The sequence below is a fragment of the Sphingomonas sp. LHG3443-2 genome, from assembly GCF_049896405.1.
Lineage (GTDB): Bacteria > Pseudomonadota > Alphaproteobacteria > Sphingomonadales > Sphingomonadaceae > Sphingomicrobium.
Genome location: NZ_JAFCUG010000001.1, coordinates 1,849,437 through 1,863,623, shown reverse-complemented (window position 1 = coordinate 1,863,623; position 14,187 = coordinate 1,849,437). Strand labels below are relative to the sequence as shown.

Genomic DNA, 14,187 nt, shown 5'->3' with positions numbered 1-14,187 from the left:
CAACGGACGGCGACCAAACGCGATTGACGACGCGTTCACCTTATCTGTTATGCGCGCACACCGCTTGGCGAGCGGAGGATGCTTGCCTAAGGGGCCTCATGCAGCGCAGCGGATCCACCGCCCTTTATGCCGGCGGCTTGCTTCTTTTCATCGGTTTCATCGCCGGATCGGTGATCGGTATCGCCAAGGATCAGCCGAGCCTCGGCGCCATCATTGGCGTTGGCGTCGCGGCCGTGATTGCCGTTCTGCTCTGGTTCGTGCGCCGCTAGGCCACCCGCCGCCCGGTCCAGATCACCCGGCCGATGAGATTGATGTCGGTCAGCGTCAGGTCCGGCCAGTCGGCATAAGCGGGATTGTCGGACTGCACCGTCACCCGGCGGGTCACCGGATGCAGTGTCAGACGCTTCACCATCAGATTGTCCTCGATGCGCAGGACATAGATGCCGTCGCGCACCCGCGCTTCTCCATCGCTGCGATCAACCAGGATGTCGTCGCCCGGAAGCAGTGTCGGCGCCATTGAATCGCCCTCGACCTGCACGAGATTGAGCTCGTCCGCCCCGGCTGCCGTTAGCCGGTTAAGCCACGCCGGGTCGAAGCCGATCTGCGCCACAGGCTGCTCGCTCCCCGCCACCGTACCCGGCCCTGCCGATACCGTGAGATCCAGCAGGGTGACCGGGACCAGTCCGGAGGTCGGAGCCGGGTTGGCGTCCGCGCCCAGCATCTGCTCGGCCACGCCAAAGTGCCGTGCCAGCAACCGCCGCTCTATCTCGGGCAAACGGCGCGGCGTCCCTCTGCGGATGAACTGCTGGATATACGCGCTGTTGCGCCCGATCAGCCGGGACAGGCTGGCATAATCCTGCCCCCGTTCTCGGCACAGCTGCTCGAGCATCTGGCGCGCATCCATAGTTAAATCCCTATCGACCATAGGATTGTCCCTAGACATGTAGGAAGCGGATTGGAACATCTGTGTTTGCCGAGTCGTCGTGGGTGCGGGGATTGTAGAAAGTGTATTTACTCAGAGTCGTTGAGCGTTTTCTTAACGCAGAGAACTTCAGTGCAGCGCGGTTTGGCCGGGAAGCCATGGGAGATCCGAGGTTTGTGTTCGACCTGCGTCGCGGACGTGAACCGCGCCAGCAGACGATAGAAAAGGTAAAAGCCTACCTGGAGAACAAGAAATGAACCGGCCCAAGATGACCTCCTACGCCCGGGTCCTCCTGCGCTTACTCTTGCAGCGCGCCGGGGAGGACTGCAACAGGGTTTTTCTTATCGACTGGAAGACGGTGGAGTGGAACTCGCTTACGCTCGATGGCGAGCGCCACACCGCGACCTTTGCGATCGGCGGGCCGGAGCCGCTGCGCTTCGTTAGCCTGTGGCTTGCCGGCCTGTCCGAAGCCGAATTCGAGATGCCGCGCGGTTTTGTCGCGGACATCGAGGTGGTGGGCCGTCCGATCCTGCGCGATGACGGCAAGGTCGAAGTGGAGATCGCCGCCCTGACGCTTGACGATTAAGCAAGGCTCCGGCGCAGATCGCCAAGCGCCTGGCGGAGAGCCGCGGCGGCATCGACCTCGAGTTCGAGGACCTTGCCGCCATGGCTCTCCCCACCTTGCTCCAGATGATGGTCAATCCGCCGGGCAAGCTCGCCCGGGGTCGGCAGCGGACGAGGCGCAAACAATTGCACCACGCGGCTGTCCTCGGGCGCTTCGGGCAGCTCGTCCACCAGCTCCAGCGGCTCGTCGGCGACAAGTTCGGTCAGCTCCAGCACATGCGCTTCGGGCTCGCTCACGGTAAATTCTACGGGTGGCAAGTCGAACGACCGCACCCGGAACCGCCGCGCCTCGGGCCGCACCTGGCGCAGCAAGGCCAACGAGCCGAGACACAGCAACGTTGCTGCGACGATCGCCTCGCGCGGCAGGCCGAGCAGCAGCAGACAGGCCCCGCCTGCCATGCCGAGCAGCCCTGCCGCCAGCCCGTCGATGCTCCAGCCGATCAGTTCGTCCCCGCCCCTGTCCATAACGGCAGGGCTAAGGCCAAATGGTTAGGCTTTCCTTAGCCGCGCAGCCTCGAGCAGCGCATCGGCAAAGGCAGCGCTGTCCGCCGGTCCGACTGCCGTCACAAGCTTGCCGTCGCTCACCACCGGGCCGTCGTCGACCAGCCCACCGGCGTTGCGCAGATCGGTGCAGATCGAGCGCCAGCCCGTCACCCGCTTGCCCCGCACCGCATCCGCCTCGATCAGAAGCCACGGCCCGTGGCAGATCGCTCCCACCGCTTTCCCCGCCGCCACGAACGCCCGCACCAGCGCCACCGCCGTGCCGTTCGTGCGCAGATGATCGGGATTGATCAGCCCGCCCGGCAACAGCAGCGCATCCCAGTCGGTCGCCTCTGCTTCGTCGATGGTGAGGTCGGGCATGATCCACTCGCCGGGATCGTCCAGCACAGTGGCGCGGATCGGCTCACGCGACGGCGCCGCCACCTTCACCAAGCATCCCGCCGCGCGCAGCCTTTCCAAGGGCACGAACAACTCGTCCTGCTCGAAACCGTTGGACGCCATGAACAGGACTTTGGTCTGCATGGGAACAAGCATTACGGCTCCGGCGCTTCACGAAGCAAGATGGAACAAGCCACCTCCGCTCGCCTCCGCCACTCTTGCGACGACCAGCCCGGCATCACCCGCCAACAGATCAAGGGCAAATGGGCCTATTTCGACCCTGACGGCAACCGCATCACCGACCGCGACGAGATCGACCGGCTCAACAAAATCGCGCTCCCCCCCGCCTACACCGACGCGTGGTTCTGCCCGTTTCCCAACGGCCACATCCAGGCCACCGGCCGCGATGCCAAGGGCCGCAAGCAATATCGCTATCACGACGCGTTCCGCGGGCGGCAGGACAAGAAGAAATATCTCGGCACGGTGGAGTTTGGCGCCGCCCTGCCCAAGCTTCGCCGCAAGGTCGAACAGGACCTCGGCAAGAAAGCCACCAGCCGCGACGCCGTACTCGCCGCAGTCGTCCGCCTGCTGGACACCGAGCATATCCGCATCGGCAATGAGAGCTACGCCAAGGAAAACAAGAGCTTCGGCGCCACCACCCTGCGTAGTCGCCACCTCAAGAAGGCCGGCAACAAGCTGCTGGTCAAGTTCAAGGGCAAGCACGGCATCACCCGCGAACTCGCCATCACCGATCCGAAGCTGAAGCGGGTGGTAGCCAAGATCACCGAACTGCCCGGCCAGAACCTGTTCCAATATGTCGATGAGGACGGCGAGGCCTGCGCGGTCTCCTCCTCCGACGTCAACGACTACATCCGCGAAGCGACCGGCGGCGACTTCACCGCCAAGAACTTCCGAACGTGGGGCGCGTCGGTGATCGCCTTCGACCAGATGCTCTCGGCCCAGGAAGAAGAGGTGCGCAAGATCAGCCTCAAGACCGTGCTCGAACCCGTTGCTGAAGCGCTCGGCAACACGCCCGCCATCAGCCGCAAATCCTATGTCCATCCCAAGCTGATCGAAGCCGCCCGCGAAGACCCAAAGCGCCCGCTTGGCTCGGTCGAACGCCCCCGCGCCCGCAAATACCTCTCCAGCGAAGAAGTCGGCCTCATCAACTGGCTGATGAAGGGCAAGCGCAAGCCCGCCAAGCGCAAGGAAGCCGAAAGCAACGTCGACGCCGCGGTGAAAGCCGCCGACGTGTCGCTCGCCAAGGTCGATGCAGTGGCGGAAAAGGTCGCCCAGCACGCCTGAGCGACGCCGCGCCGCGCCGGCCTTGACCCCGCCCCTGCCCCTCCGCCATCCCGCCGCCGATGAACATCAAGCTCGCCCAATTCGTCGATTGGCTCACCCTTAACCGCGAAGCCTTGGCGATCGGCCTTGCCGTTGCGGTCGGCCTGGTCGGGCTGATGCTGATCGCCCGCTCGGTCGGCCACCGCATCGTCGCCGCCGATCCCGGCTCGACCACCTGGAAAGGCGTGATCGGCCGCGTGCTGTCCAAGACCGGCGTCCTGTTCATGGCCGCCGCCGCGCTCGAGATCGTGCTCACCTATGCCGAGCTGCCGAACGGCATCGACCGTCTGTTTCACAACGCCTTCATCATCGTCTTCGCTATCCAGGCCGCGGTCTGGGCGCGCGAGCTGATCCTCGGCGTCATCGGCGCCCGTGTCGGCGAGCGGCCGGGCGAAACCACGCTCGGCAACGCGATGGGCGTTATTCGCGTGCTGGTCAGCGTGGCGGTATTCGCCATCGCAATCATCGTCATCCTCGACAATCTCGGTGTCAACGTGACCGCGCTGGTTGCCGGCCTCGGCATCGGCGGCATCGCCATCGGCCTTGCCGCGCAAGGCATCTTCTCCGACCTCTTCGCCGCGCTCGCCATCCTGTTCGACAAGCCGTTCCGCCGCGGCGACACCATCCGCTTCGACACCACCACCGGCACCGTCGAAAAGATCGGCCTCAAGACCACGCGCCTCACCAGCCTCACCGGCGAGCGAGTGATCATGGCCAACACCAAATTGCTGGAGCGCGAAATCCGCAACCTTGCCGAAGGTGACGGCCGGCAGGAGACCTTGCGCTTCGGCCTTGTCTACCAGACCTCCTCGGACAAGCTCGAGCGCGTGCCCGAGATCGCTCGCGAAGTGGTCGAAGCGCAGCCGGGCTGCAGCCTCCACCGCTGCGTGATCACCGCGCTTGGCGCGTCCAGCCTCGACCACGAATTGCTGTTCCGCCACGACGGCCTCGACGCCGACGTCCTGTTCGCGAAGCGCGCCGCCATCATCATCGCCCTCCTCCGCCGCTTCGCCGAAGAAGGAATTGAGTTCGCGTATCCGACACAGACGACCTTCACCGCGGCGCCGGACGGGACGCTGGTCATGCCCTATGCGGTAAATACGCCGGCGCGATCAGTAACGACTTGAGAAAGCAAGGCCTCGCGGCGGCGTCGCTTGGACAGCAAGCCAGTCCAATTCTGGTACGACTTTCGCCTCTTCCCATTTACTTTGTCGCTAACTAGACGGTTAAAGATAAGTTAACGATTCGCGCGGCGCCAGTTCGCGTGCCTGTCTGGAGAGTGAGATGAAGGTTACCAAGTTCGTTGCCGCCGGCCTTATGGGTGCATCGCTCCTCATCGCTCCGGCAGCACAGGCGGCAACCGTGGTCAATGTGGACGGCACTGCCAACGCGTCGACGAACGGCAGCAACCCGGTGGTGGTTGCGCTGGGAGCCGGAACTTATGACCTCAGCTTCACCAGCGGCCTGTACGACGCCTTCAGCCGCTTCAGCGGCAGCGCCGGTTGCGACTCGAATGGCGAGAATTGCTCGCAAGGTTTCGAGAACAGCATCAAGTATGTGATCGATGGCATCACCTATTCGCTGGGTGATGGCGCCGCCAAAGGCGGTATCGGCCCGATCAATCCGGGTGATGCTTATTACAACACGGCGCAGCTTTCGCTCGCCAAGGCCGCCGCTTATTCGGCGCAGTTCACCTTGGCTGCACCGGCCAATGTGTCCTTCTACATCTTTGACGACTTCCTCGGCGACAACCGCGGCGGCATTTCGCTGGCGGTCAGCGCGGTTCCTGAGCCGGGCACCTGGGCGATGATGCTGGTCGGTTTCGGCGCGATTGGCGCGACCATGCGTCGCCGTCGTCGCGTCACCGCGATTGCGCAGATGGCGTAATCTGCCAGCACAATCGTCTCGCAAAAGGGCGTCGCTGATGCGGCGCCCTTTTTCATATGCCGACCGATCCTCCAGCGCTCACGCCGTGCTTGCACAATAGGATTGCGCCTGCTTGGCTGCCGCCGCTCTTTCTCAGCGCAGGCACCCCATCTCACAGGGTGAGGACCTGCCTTGCCGCAAACTCCCCGCCCTATGTGAACTTCGAGAACTTAGGCGAGCGCGAGGGCTCTACCGGGCTTGACCCGCGGCCTCGCTTCTTCTTCCTTCGCGCACCACGCCAAGCCAAGAGGAAGCCCCATGCCCGTCGCCAGCATCGATACCATCCGCGCCAAGGTCGGCTCCGAGCTCGGCACCTCCGACTGGATCGAGGTCACCCAGGACCGCATCAACGTCTTTGCCGACGCGACCGAGGACCATCAGTTCATCCACGTCGACGAGGCGCTGGCCGCGCAAACCCCGTTCGGCGGCACCATCGCCCACGGCTTCCTGTCCTTGTCGCTCCTCTCCCGCATGGCCGCGGACGTCATGCTGTCGCCCGAGACGACCAGGATGGGTGTCAATTACGGCTTCGAGAAAGTCCGCTTCCTCGCCCCGGTCCGCGCCGGCAAACGGGTGCGCGGCCGCTTCGTCCTCGTCAGTTTCGACGAAAAGCGCCCCGGCCAATATCAGTTCGCCCACGACGTCACGGTGGAGATCGAGGGCGAGGACAAGCCGGCCCTGATCGCGACCTGGATCGGGCAGGTCTTCGCGTAAGGCTCCGGTCCCGCTAAGCCAGCCACAGACTCACTTCTTCCCGGGAGCCACCATGTCCACCGTTCGCGACGCCGTTATCGTCTCCACCGCCCGCACCCCGATTGGCCGCGCTTATCGCGGCGCCTTCAACGCGACGCCCTCGCCGACCCTCACCGCCCATGCGATCCGTGCCGCGGTGGAGCGCGCCGGCATCGCCAACGACGAGATCGAGGACGTGGTGATTGGCGCTGCGCTCCAGCAGGGCGTCCAGACCACCATCGGCCGTACCGCCGCGCTGCGCGCCGGGCTCGGCGTCGGGGTCGCCGGCATGTCGATCGACCGCCAGTGCGCAAGCGGCCTGATGGCCATCGCCACCGCCGCCAAGCAGGTCATCGTCGACCGCATGGACGTCTGCGTCGCGGGCGGCGTCGAGAGCATCAGCCTCGTCCAGACCCCGGAAATGCGCCTCGGTTCGGACCCCGAACTGCTCTCCATGCACAATGCGGTCTACATGCCGATGATCCAGACCGCCGAAGTGGTCGGTCACCGCTACGGCATCAGCCGCGAACGCTGCGACGAATATGCCCTCCGCTCGCAGCAGCGCACCGCCGCCGCGCAGGCGAACGGCATCTTCGCCGACGAGATCGTCGAAGTCACCGCGCGCATGGCGGTCAAGAACAAGGAAACCGGTGAGACCACCATGCAGGAGGTCACCCTTGCCAAGGACGAGGGCAATCGCCCGCAGACCACGCTCGAGGATCTCGCCAAGCTGCAGCCGGTGATGGGGCCGGAACAGATCATCACCGCCGGCAACGCCAGCCAGCTGTCGGACGGCGCGTCGGCCTGCGTGGTGATGGACTCGGCGCTCGCCGAAAAGAAGGGCCTGACCCCGCTCGGCCGCTACGTCGGCATGGCGGTGGCGGGCACCGAGCCCGACGAGATGGGCATCGGCCCGGTCTATGCGGTGCCCAAGCTGCTCAACCGCTTCGGCCTCAAGGTCGAGGACATCGGCCTGTGGGAGCTGAACGAAGCCTTCGCGGTGCAGGTGCTCTATTGCCAGGACAAGCTCGGCATCCCCGACGAGCTACTCAACGTCAACGGCGGCGCGATCTCGATCGGCCATCCCTATGGCATGAGCGGCGCGCGCCTGACCGGCCACGCCCTCCTTGAAGGCAAGCGCCGCGGCGCCAAGTACGTCGTCGTTACCATGTGCGTCGGCGGCGGCATGGGCGCGGCGGGCCTGTTCGAGGTCTTCTGACCGAGTGATCCGGGTGCACGCCCCGCTAGGAGTGGTGCTGGCGCTGGCTTTGCCGGCACCGGCCCTGGCCTGCGTGCCCCCGCCCCCGCTTCAGCGGCTCGCCGGCGAGAGCGATGCGGACTTAGCCGTCCGCGCCCGGACCTTCGGGGAGGCCGAGGCGGACGAGAACCGCCGGCGTCAGCAGAGCGGCTGGTTCGATCGCGCGACCCGCGTCAGCCTCGCCCGGATTACAGTGTCGGGGCCAACCGATCGGATCCTTGGTGATGGGCTGACCCGCGCCCGCCGCGTGGAAGCCGTCCGAATTGGTTCCTTCAAGGGCGAGACTGCTTCCGGCACCGTCGCGATGGAGGATGTCGGGATCACCAGCTGTGGGGTCCACGGCGGCGGAACGGCGCGGTCGGGCAAGCCCGGCGCCTATATCGTGACCTTCGAAGGCGTACAGCCTGAAGGCACCGGCAATGTCGGAGTGCCCTTGTCCGAACTGCGCGATCCAAGGATCATCCAGGCCTTTTCGGATGTGGCCAAACCGGCGTTAGAGGGCGCGAAGCGATGACCGGTGTCGAACTCATAGCCCTGGCAGGCTCGACCAGCTTGCTCGCGGGCTGGCGGCTCTACCTCGTTACCTTCGTCACCGGCTTCGCGATGCGGCTGGGCTGGATCGACCTGCCGGACAAGCTCGTCGCGCTCGACGTGCTTGCCAATCCGTGGGTGCTCGTGCTCTCGGGTGCAGCTGCCTTGTTCGAGTTTTTCGCCGACAAGATCGCCTTCATCGATACTCTGTGGGACGGCATCAACACCGCCATCCGCCCGCTTGGGGGCGCGTTGCTGGCGCTGGCGATCGTCGATCCGGGTGATCCCGTCTGGCAGGTGACCGCCTTTATCCTCGGCGGCGGCGCGGCGTTCCTGTCGCACAGCGGCAAGGCGGCGACGCGCGCGATGGTCAACACGTCACCCGAGCCGGTCAGCAACATGGTCGTCTCGACCGGCGAGGACTTCGCCACAGCCGGTCTCCTTGCCCTCGCCATCGCCAATCCGATCGCAGCGGCGCTGATCGCGCTCATCCTGGTGATCGCAAGCCTGTGGCTGATCGTTGCCGCGCGCCGCCTGTTCAGGCGGGTTCTGAACCGAAGCTAGTCTCGCGCATTCACTGGCCAAACAAGGGAGAGAAAAGATGCCCGAGGGCGGTCACACCAGTCTCGTTGAACGAATTGCCCGCGTGCTGTGCGGTGCCCAGCACAGCGCCAATGCCGACGGTTCGGAAGCGTCCGCCTCCTCCCATATCGACCAGCATTGGCCGACCCACCGCAACCAGGCACTCGCCGTGCTGAAGGCGATCCGCGAAACGGATGCCAGCGGTGCCAGCGTCGGCGACCCCCTCATCTGGACCCGGATGGTCGAAGCCAGTATCGCCGACGCCGAAGACGACCGCGGGTGAGTGCCGGGGCGACAAGCGCTTCGGCGCACCCCCGCTGGACCCTTGTCGCCTGCATCCTCGCTTCCAGCCTGAGCTTCGTCGAAGGCTCGGTCCTGAACGTCGCCCTGCCAGCGATCCGCGCCAGCTTCGGCGCGGGCGCAAGCGACGTGCAGTGGGTGGTGAATGCCTATCTGCTTCCCTTGTCGGCGCTGCTGCTGCTCGGCGGAGCGCTCGGGGATCAGCATGGCCGCAAGCGCCTGCTGATCCTCGGCACCGGGCTGTTCGCCGCCGCCTCGCTGCTCTGCGCGCTGGCGCCTGATCTCACCTGGTTACTCGTCGGCCGCGTGCTTCAGGGGATCGGCGCCGCCCTCTTGCTGCCGAACAGCCTGGCATTGCTCAACGCCACCTTCGAGGGCGAAGAGCGCGGCCAGGCCATCGGCATCTGGGCAGCGGCCGGCGCTGCGGCTGCGGCGGTTGCGCCGCTGATCGGCGGCTGGCTGGTCGATCATGTTGGCTGGCCGGCCATTTTCTACATCAACTTGCCGCTGGCCGGCGGCGCAATCCTGATCGCCGCCCGCTTCGCCGCGGAGAGCCGGAACGAGGAAGCTGCCCGAACCGATTATCCCGGCGCCTTGCTGGCGACCCTCGGACTGTTCGGCATCACTTACGGTTTGACCCTGTGGTCGGTAGAGATGCGGGTCGACCCCTTGATTGCCGCGCTGGCGATCGGGGGCGTGCTGCTGCTCGGCCTGTTCCTGTGGGTGGAGGCACGCCGCGGCGACAAGGCCATGATGCCGCTCGCCATGTTCAGCGATCGCTGCTTTGTCGGCACCAACCTCCTCACCTTCCTGCTCTATGGCGCATTCGGAGCGGTCATGCTGCTCCTCCCGTATGTGCTGATCGAAGCGTGCGGCTATTCGCCGCTCCAGGCCGGGCTGGCGCTTACCCCGCTGGCCATCGTCATCGCCCTCGCCTCGCCGCTGATGGGCAAGTTCGCGGCGCGGATCGGCGGGCGGCTGCCGCTGACGGCGGGGCCGATGGTGGTCGCAGTTGGAATGCTGCTCGCCACCCGGATCGATGCCGGGGCGAGCTATTTGACGGCGGTGCTCCCCGCGGTCGTGGTGCTGGCAATCGGCATGGCGCTCGCGGTAGCGCCGCTGACCAGCACCATTCTTTCCTCCGTCGACCAGCGCCATGCCGGCACCGCCAGCGGGCTCAACAGCGCGGTGGCGCGAACCGGCGGACTGATTGCCACGGCCCTGCTCGGGTCGGTGCTGGTGTCGGACGGGGAAGCGTTGATCGGACCATTTCACACCGCGCTAATCGTGGGAGCGGTGGTGAGTGTCGGCGCCGGCGTCGCGGCGTGGCTGACCGTCAGCGCCGCGACCGAACCCAAGAGAAAGGCCGCCGAAGCCTGAGCTCCGACGGCCTCCCGCATTGCCTTGCTCGGTAAGACCCGAGACCTACAGGCCGAGATCCTCGGTCATGGAGGCAGGGCTCACCGACTTGGGACAATGAGACATCTGACCACCTCCTTTCGCATTGTTGACGATAGCGGGGAGATGGTCTCGGCTCGTTCGATTTCAAGAGGTTAGCGGCGACCGAACAATCGCTCGATGTCGCGTGCGCCAATTTCACCAAGGTGGAAGTCAATAACAGAGGCACGACGAACGTCTGTTATGGGTGGAAAGCGGACGTTGGTTCCGACACAAACCTATCAGTAGACTACAGGTGGGCGCGGAGCGTTCCATACAGCCTCAAAGCACTGGCCTTGGCGGCACGACTTGGCTTCTGAGAGGGCCTTCGCCACAGCTTCGTGAGCCGAGTTCTTCTCGTTCTCTTCGAACTGAACGACAAGCCGAAGCGGTCTCATCGCGGCAATCTGATTTGCAAAGCTTTGTAGTTCTTCAGAGTTGATGGGTGCTCCATTCCAGAGCATCACACCACGTTGCGAGACCCGAAGGTTGAAGTCACCGCTGACCAACCTCTCCGTCCTCGGAAGTTGGGCAACATCCGTTTCGAGCATCGCTCTGGGACCGCATGCCACTAGCAGCAACATAAGCAGAGGGGCTGTGGCCTTCATGAGCCAACTTTACAGATGGTTCCGAATGTCCGCAATGGGTCGAAAGCAGACATAGGCCAACCATTTCTGCCCCAGTCTGACTGATGGCTTGGCCGCTTTCAGGTAAGCCCCTCATTTCCTACCAAAAAGTCGTTCCACATCGGGCATGGAGAGCTTTACCCAAGTCGGGCGCCCATGATTGCAATGGCCACTGTGCGGCGTGACCTCCATCTCGCGCAAAAGCGCGTTCATCTCGGCGACCGACAGCACCCGCCCCGCGCGGACACTGTGATGGCAGGCAAAGGTGGCCGCCAGCAGATCGAGCCGGCTCTTCAGCGCCTGAGGCCCACCCAGCTCGGCGATCTCTGCTGCGAGGTCGCGGACCAGCCCCGCCGTATCGAGCTGCCCCAGCGGCGCGGGCGTGCCCCTGACCAGGATTGCAGACGGGCCGAACCGCTCGACGTCGAGGCCATAGTGAAGCAGCTCCGCCGCGGCTTCCTCGATCCGGTCGGCTTCGGGCTCGTCCAGCTCCACCACCTGCGGCAAAAGCAGGGCCTGCACCGCCACCCCGCCATTGCCAGCGCCGCGCTTCAGCCGCTCGAGCACCAGCCGCTCGTGCGCAGCATGCTGGTCGACGATGACCAGCCCGTCCTCGGCTTCGGCCACGATGTACGTCCCCGCAACCTGCCCCCGCGCCACGCCAAGCGGATGGTCGCCCACCGGCGCTGCGGCAGGCTCGGCGCGTGCGGCTGGTGCTGCGGTGAAGAGGGCGTGAGCTTCGGCTACCGAGGCTGGCGCCTGCCCATGCGGCGGCCGAGCGGGGTCCCACGAAGGAGGTGGAACGTAGGGCTGCGTGTCGAACTCGCTTGTCCATCGCACCGGCGCCGCAGCCTGCAGCCGGGCGGCGCTGCGGTGACCGGCTTGGTCGAGCGCCGAGCGCAGCCCCCCGACGATCAGCCCGCGCACTCCTTGCGGATCGGCAAAGCGGACTTCGGTCTTGGCCGGGTGGACGTTGATGTCGACCTCGCTTCCCGGCAGGTCGAGGAACAGGGCCACGATCGGCGCGCGGTCACGGGCGATCAGGTCCTGATAGGCGGCTCGAAGCGCACCCACCAGCAAGCGGTCCTTCACGGGGCGGCGATTGACGAACAGGAACTGCTGGTCCGCAGCGCCCCGTGTAAAGGTCGGCAGGCTGACCACTCCGCCAAGCGCCAGATCGCCGCGCTGAAGGTCGATCGGCAGGCCGTGGTCCGCGAGGCCGGGATCGAGCAACTCCGCCACTCGGGTCGGCAGCGCCGCCGGCTGCACCGACAGCACCCGGCGACCATCATGCTCCAGTGTGAAGGCGACATCGGGCCGGGCCATCGCCAGCCGCCGCACCACATCCAGACAAGCAGAATATTCCGCGCGGTGCGAGCGCAGGAACTTGCGACGGGCCGGCACCCGCTCAAACAGCCCGTCGACCCGCACCCGCGTGCCAGGCGGCAGGGCGGCCGGTCCCTCGCCTGCCCGCACCCCGTGATCGATCTCCAGCCGCCAGCCGTCGGAACCCCGCTCACGGCTCTCCAACGTAAAATGGGCAACGCTGGCAATCGACGGGAGCGCTTCGCCGCGAAAGCCGAAGCTCGCCACCGCTTCGATCCGGTCGTCGGGCAGCTTGGAGGTGGCGTGGCGCTCGATCGCCAGCGCCATGTCGGCCGGACTCATGCCGAACCCGTCATCGGTCACTTCCACCAACGCAGTCCCGCCGGCCGACAGCCGAATGCTGACCGTACTCGCCCCCGCGTCCAGGCTGTTCTCGACCAGCTCCTTCAACGCACTGGCCGGACGTTCCACCACCTCACCGGCGGCGATGCGATCTACGAGGTTCGAAGGAAGCCTTCTTATTGACATGTTAAGGGTCCTAGCCCAATCGGCTGAAGCGGGCGAGACGCTCTTCGATCCACCGGTTAAGTGGTCGTTACGTCTCTGGACTTAAACCCTTTTTACAAGAAGTGGGCGGGCATGTTCTGGACGCGCTGGTTCAAGTGGATGAGCCATGACATGGCGATCGATCTCGGGACGGCGAATACGCTCGTCTACGTGCGCGGACGCGGCATCGTCTTGAACGAGCCGTCGGTGGTCGCGATCGAGACGATCAACGGCGTCAAGAAGGTCAAGGCAGTTGGCGAAGACGCCAAGCTGATGATGGGCAAGACCCCTGACCAGATCGAGGCGATCCGACCGCTGCGCGATGGCGTGATCGCCGACATCGACGTCGCCGAACAGATGATCAAGCACTTCATCCACAAGGTGCACGGCGGCGGAAAACTGCGCTCCCTGCGCTTCCCGGAAATCGTGATCTGCGTGCCGTCGGGCTCCACCTCGGTCGAGCGCCGCGCCATCCGCGACGCCGCCTCCAACGCCGGCGCCAGCCAGGTGTATCTGATCGAGGAGCCGATGGCGGCCGCGATCGGTGCCGACATGCCGGTGACCGAGCCGGTCGGTTCGATGGTCGTCGACATCGGCGGCGGCACCACCGAAGTCGCGGTGCTGTCACTGCGCGGTCTTGCCTACACCACCTCCGTGCGGGTCGGCGGGGACAAGATGGACGAAGCCATCTCCTCCTACGTCCGGCGCAATCACAACCTCCTGATCGGCGAAGCCACGGCCGAGCGGATCAAGCAGGAAGTCGGCATCGCCAAGCCGCCGGTCGACGGCATCGGCAAGACGGTCCACATCAAGGGCCGCGATCTCGTCAACGGCGTCCCCAAGGAGATTTCGATCAACCAGGGCCAGATCGCCGAGGCGCTCAGCGAGCCGGTCGGCACCATCGTCGAAGGCGTCCGCATCGCGCTCGAGAACACGGCCCCTGAACTCGCCGCCGACATCTGCGACCAGGGCATCGTGCTAACCGGTGGCGGCGCGCTGCTGCAGGGTCTGGACGAGGTGCTTCGTGACGAGACCGGGCTTCCGGTCACCGTTGCCGAGGATCCCCTCACCTGCGTCGCTCTCGGCACTGGTCGTGCCCTTGAGGAAGACCAGTTCCGCGGCGTTCTGCAGACCGCCTGAGCCCGGGAGATAGA

16 protein-coding genes are annotated in these 14,187 nt (G+C 65.4%); 12 read left to right on the top strand and 4 right to left on the bottom strand.

All coding sequences use genetic code 11. From position 1 onward, the window contains the following. Positions 1-98: 98 nt before the first annotated feature. Complete coding sequence (locus ACP69Z_RS09295; protein WP_426267218.1) at positions 99-269, top strand: hypothetical protein; 171 nt, start codon at positions 99-101, stop codon at positions 267-269. On the opposite strand, the gene ACP69Z_RS09290 is transcribed toward ACP69Z_RS09295, so the two are convergent. Beyond that, a complete protein-coding gene (locus tag ACP69Z_RS09290; RefSeq protein ID WP_426267217.1) occupies positions 266-904 on the bottom strand; it encodes a S24 family peptidase in 639 nt (212 codons plus the stop codon). The genes ACP69Z_RS09295 and ACP69Z_RS09290 overlap by 4 nt on opposite strands. Before the next feature lie 271 nt (positions 905-1,175). On the opposite strand from ACP69Z_RS09290, the gene ACP69Z_RS09285 reads away from it, so the two are divergent. Beyond that, positions 1,176-1,508, top strand: a complete 333-nt coding sequence (locus ACP69Z_RS09285; RefSeq protein ID WP_426267216.1) for a hypothetical protein — start codon at positions 1,176-1,178, stop codon at positions 1,506-1,508. Here the strand turns inward: ACP69Z_RS09285 and ACP69Z_RS09280 are convergent. Together ACP69Z_RS09280 and ACP69Z_RS09275 are read right to left on the bottom strand one after the other, a co-directional pair. Further along, positions 1,505-2,011, bottom strand: a complete 507-nt coding sequence (locus ACP69Z_RS09280; RefSeq protein ID WP_426267215.1) for a hypothetical protein — start codon at positions 2,009-2,011, stop codon at positions 1,505-1,507. The two genes, ACP69Z_RS09285 and ACP69Z_RS09280, sit on opposite strands and share 4 nt — an antisense overlap. 24 nt (positions 2,012-2,035) lie before the next feature. After that, positions 2,036-2,569, bottom strand: coding sequence for a type 1 glutamine amidotransferase domain-containing protein (locus tag ACP69Z_RS09275; RefSeq protein ID WP_426267214.1), 534 nt, complete (start codon positions 2,567-2,569; stop codon positions 2,036-2,038). A 39-nt stretch (positions 2,570-2,608) separates the two neighbouring features. Between ACP69Z_RS09275 and ACP69Z_RS09270 the strand changes: the two genes are divergently transcribed. From ACP69Z_RS09270 to ACP69Z_RS09230, 9 genes are all read left to right on the top strand, one after another. After that, complete coding sequence (locus tag ACP69Z_RS09270; RefSeq protein ID WP_426267213.1) at positions 2,609-3,730, top strand: DNA topoisomerase IB; 1,122 nt, start codon at positions 2,609-2,611, stop codon at positions 3,728-3,730. 59 nt (positions 3,731-3,789) lie between these two features. Beyond that, positions 3,790-4,896: a mechanosensitive ion channel family protein gene (locus tag ACP69Z_RS09265; protein ID WP_426267212.1), complete on the top strand. Its 1,107-nt coding sequence runs from the start codon at positions 3,790-3,792 to the stop codon at positions 4,894-4,896. 157 nt (positions 4,897-5,053) lie between these two features. Continuing rightward, positions 5,054-5,656 carry a PEPxxWA-CTERM sorting domain-containing protein gene (locus ACP69Z_RS09260; RefSeq protein ID WP_426267211.1) on the top strand — a complete coding sequence of 201 codons (603 nt, stop codon included), beginning with the start codon at positions 5,054-5,056 and terminating at the stop codon, positions 5,654-5,656. A 297-nt stretch (positions 5,657-5,953) separates the two neighbouring features. Beyond that, on the top strand, positions 5,954-6,409 hold the full coding sequence (locus tag ACP69Z_RS09255) for a MaoC family dehydratase (RefSeq protein ID WP_426267210.1): 456 nt from the start codon (positions 5,954-5,956) through the stop codon (positions 6,407-6,409). Positions 6,410-6,461: 52 nt separating this feature from the next. Next, entirely contained in the window at positions 6,462-7,646 is a 1,185-nt protein-coding gene (locus tag ACP69Z_RS09250; RefSeq protein WP_426267209.1) for an acetyl-CoA C-acyltransferase, read from the top strand. Positions 7,647-7,650: 4 nt separating this feature from the next. Beyond that, positions 7,651-8,199 carry a hypothetical protein gene (locus ACP69Z_RS09245; protein ID WP_426267208.1) on the top strand — a complete coding sequence of 183 codons (549 nt, stop codon included), beginning with the start codon at positions 7,651-7,653 and terminating at the stop codon, positions 8,197-8,199. Further along, a complete protein-coding gene (locus ACP69Z_RS09240; protein WP_426267207.1) occupies positions 8,196-8,780 on the top strand; it encodes a DUF4126 domain-containing protein in 585 nt (194 codons plus the stop codon). Before ACP69Z_RS09245 ends, ACP69Z_RS09240 begins: the two co-directional genes overlap by 4 nt. A 37-nt stretch (positions 8,781-8,817) precedes the next feature. Further along, positions 8,818-9,081, top strand: a complete 264-nt coding sequence (locus tag ACP69Z_RS09235; RefSeq protein WP_426267206.1) for a hypothetical protein — start codon at positions 8,818-8,820, stop codon at positions 9,079-9,081. Next, positions 9,078-10,478 carry an MFS transporter gene (locus ACP69Z_RS09230; RefSeq protein WP_426267205.1) on the top strand — a complete coding sequence of 467 codons (1,401 nt, stop codon included), beginning with the start codon at positions 9,078-9,080 and terminating at the stop codon, positions 10,476-10,478. The genes ACP69Z_RS09235 and ACP69Z_RS09230 overlap by 4 nt, the downstream gene beginning before the upstream one ends. A gap of 776 nt (positions 10,479-11,254) precedes the next feature. Here the strand turns inward: ACP69Z_RS09230 and mutL are convergent. Then, positions 11,255-13,015 carry a DNA mismatch repair endonuclease MutL gene (gene mutL / locus ACP69Z_RS09225; RefSeq protein WP_426267204.1) on the bottom strand — a complete coding sequence of 587 codons (1,761 nt, stop codon included), beginning with the start codon at positions 13,013-13,015 and terminating at the stop codon, positions 11,255-11,257. A gap of 111 nt (positions 13,016-13,126) precedes the next feature. On the opposite strand from mutL, the gene ACP69Z_RS09220 reads away from it, so the two are divergent. Further along, positions 13,127-14,173, top strand: coding sequence for a rod shape-determining protein (locus ACP69Z_RS09220; protein ID WP_426267203.1), 1,047 nt, complete (start codon positions 13,127-13,129; stop codon positions 14,171-14,173). Positions 14,174-14,187 lie beyond the last annotated feature (14 nt).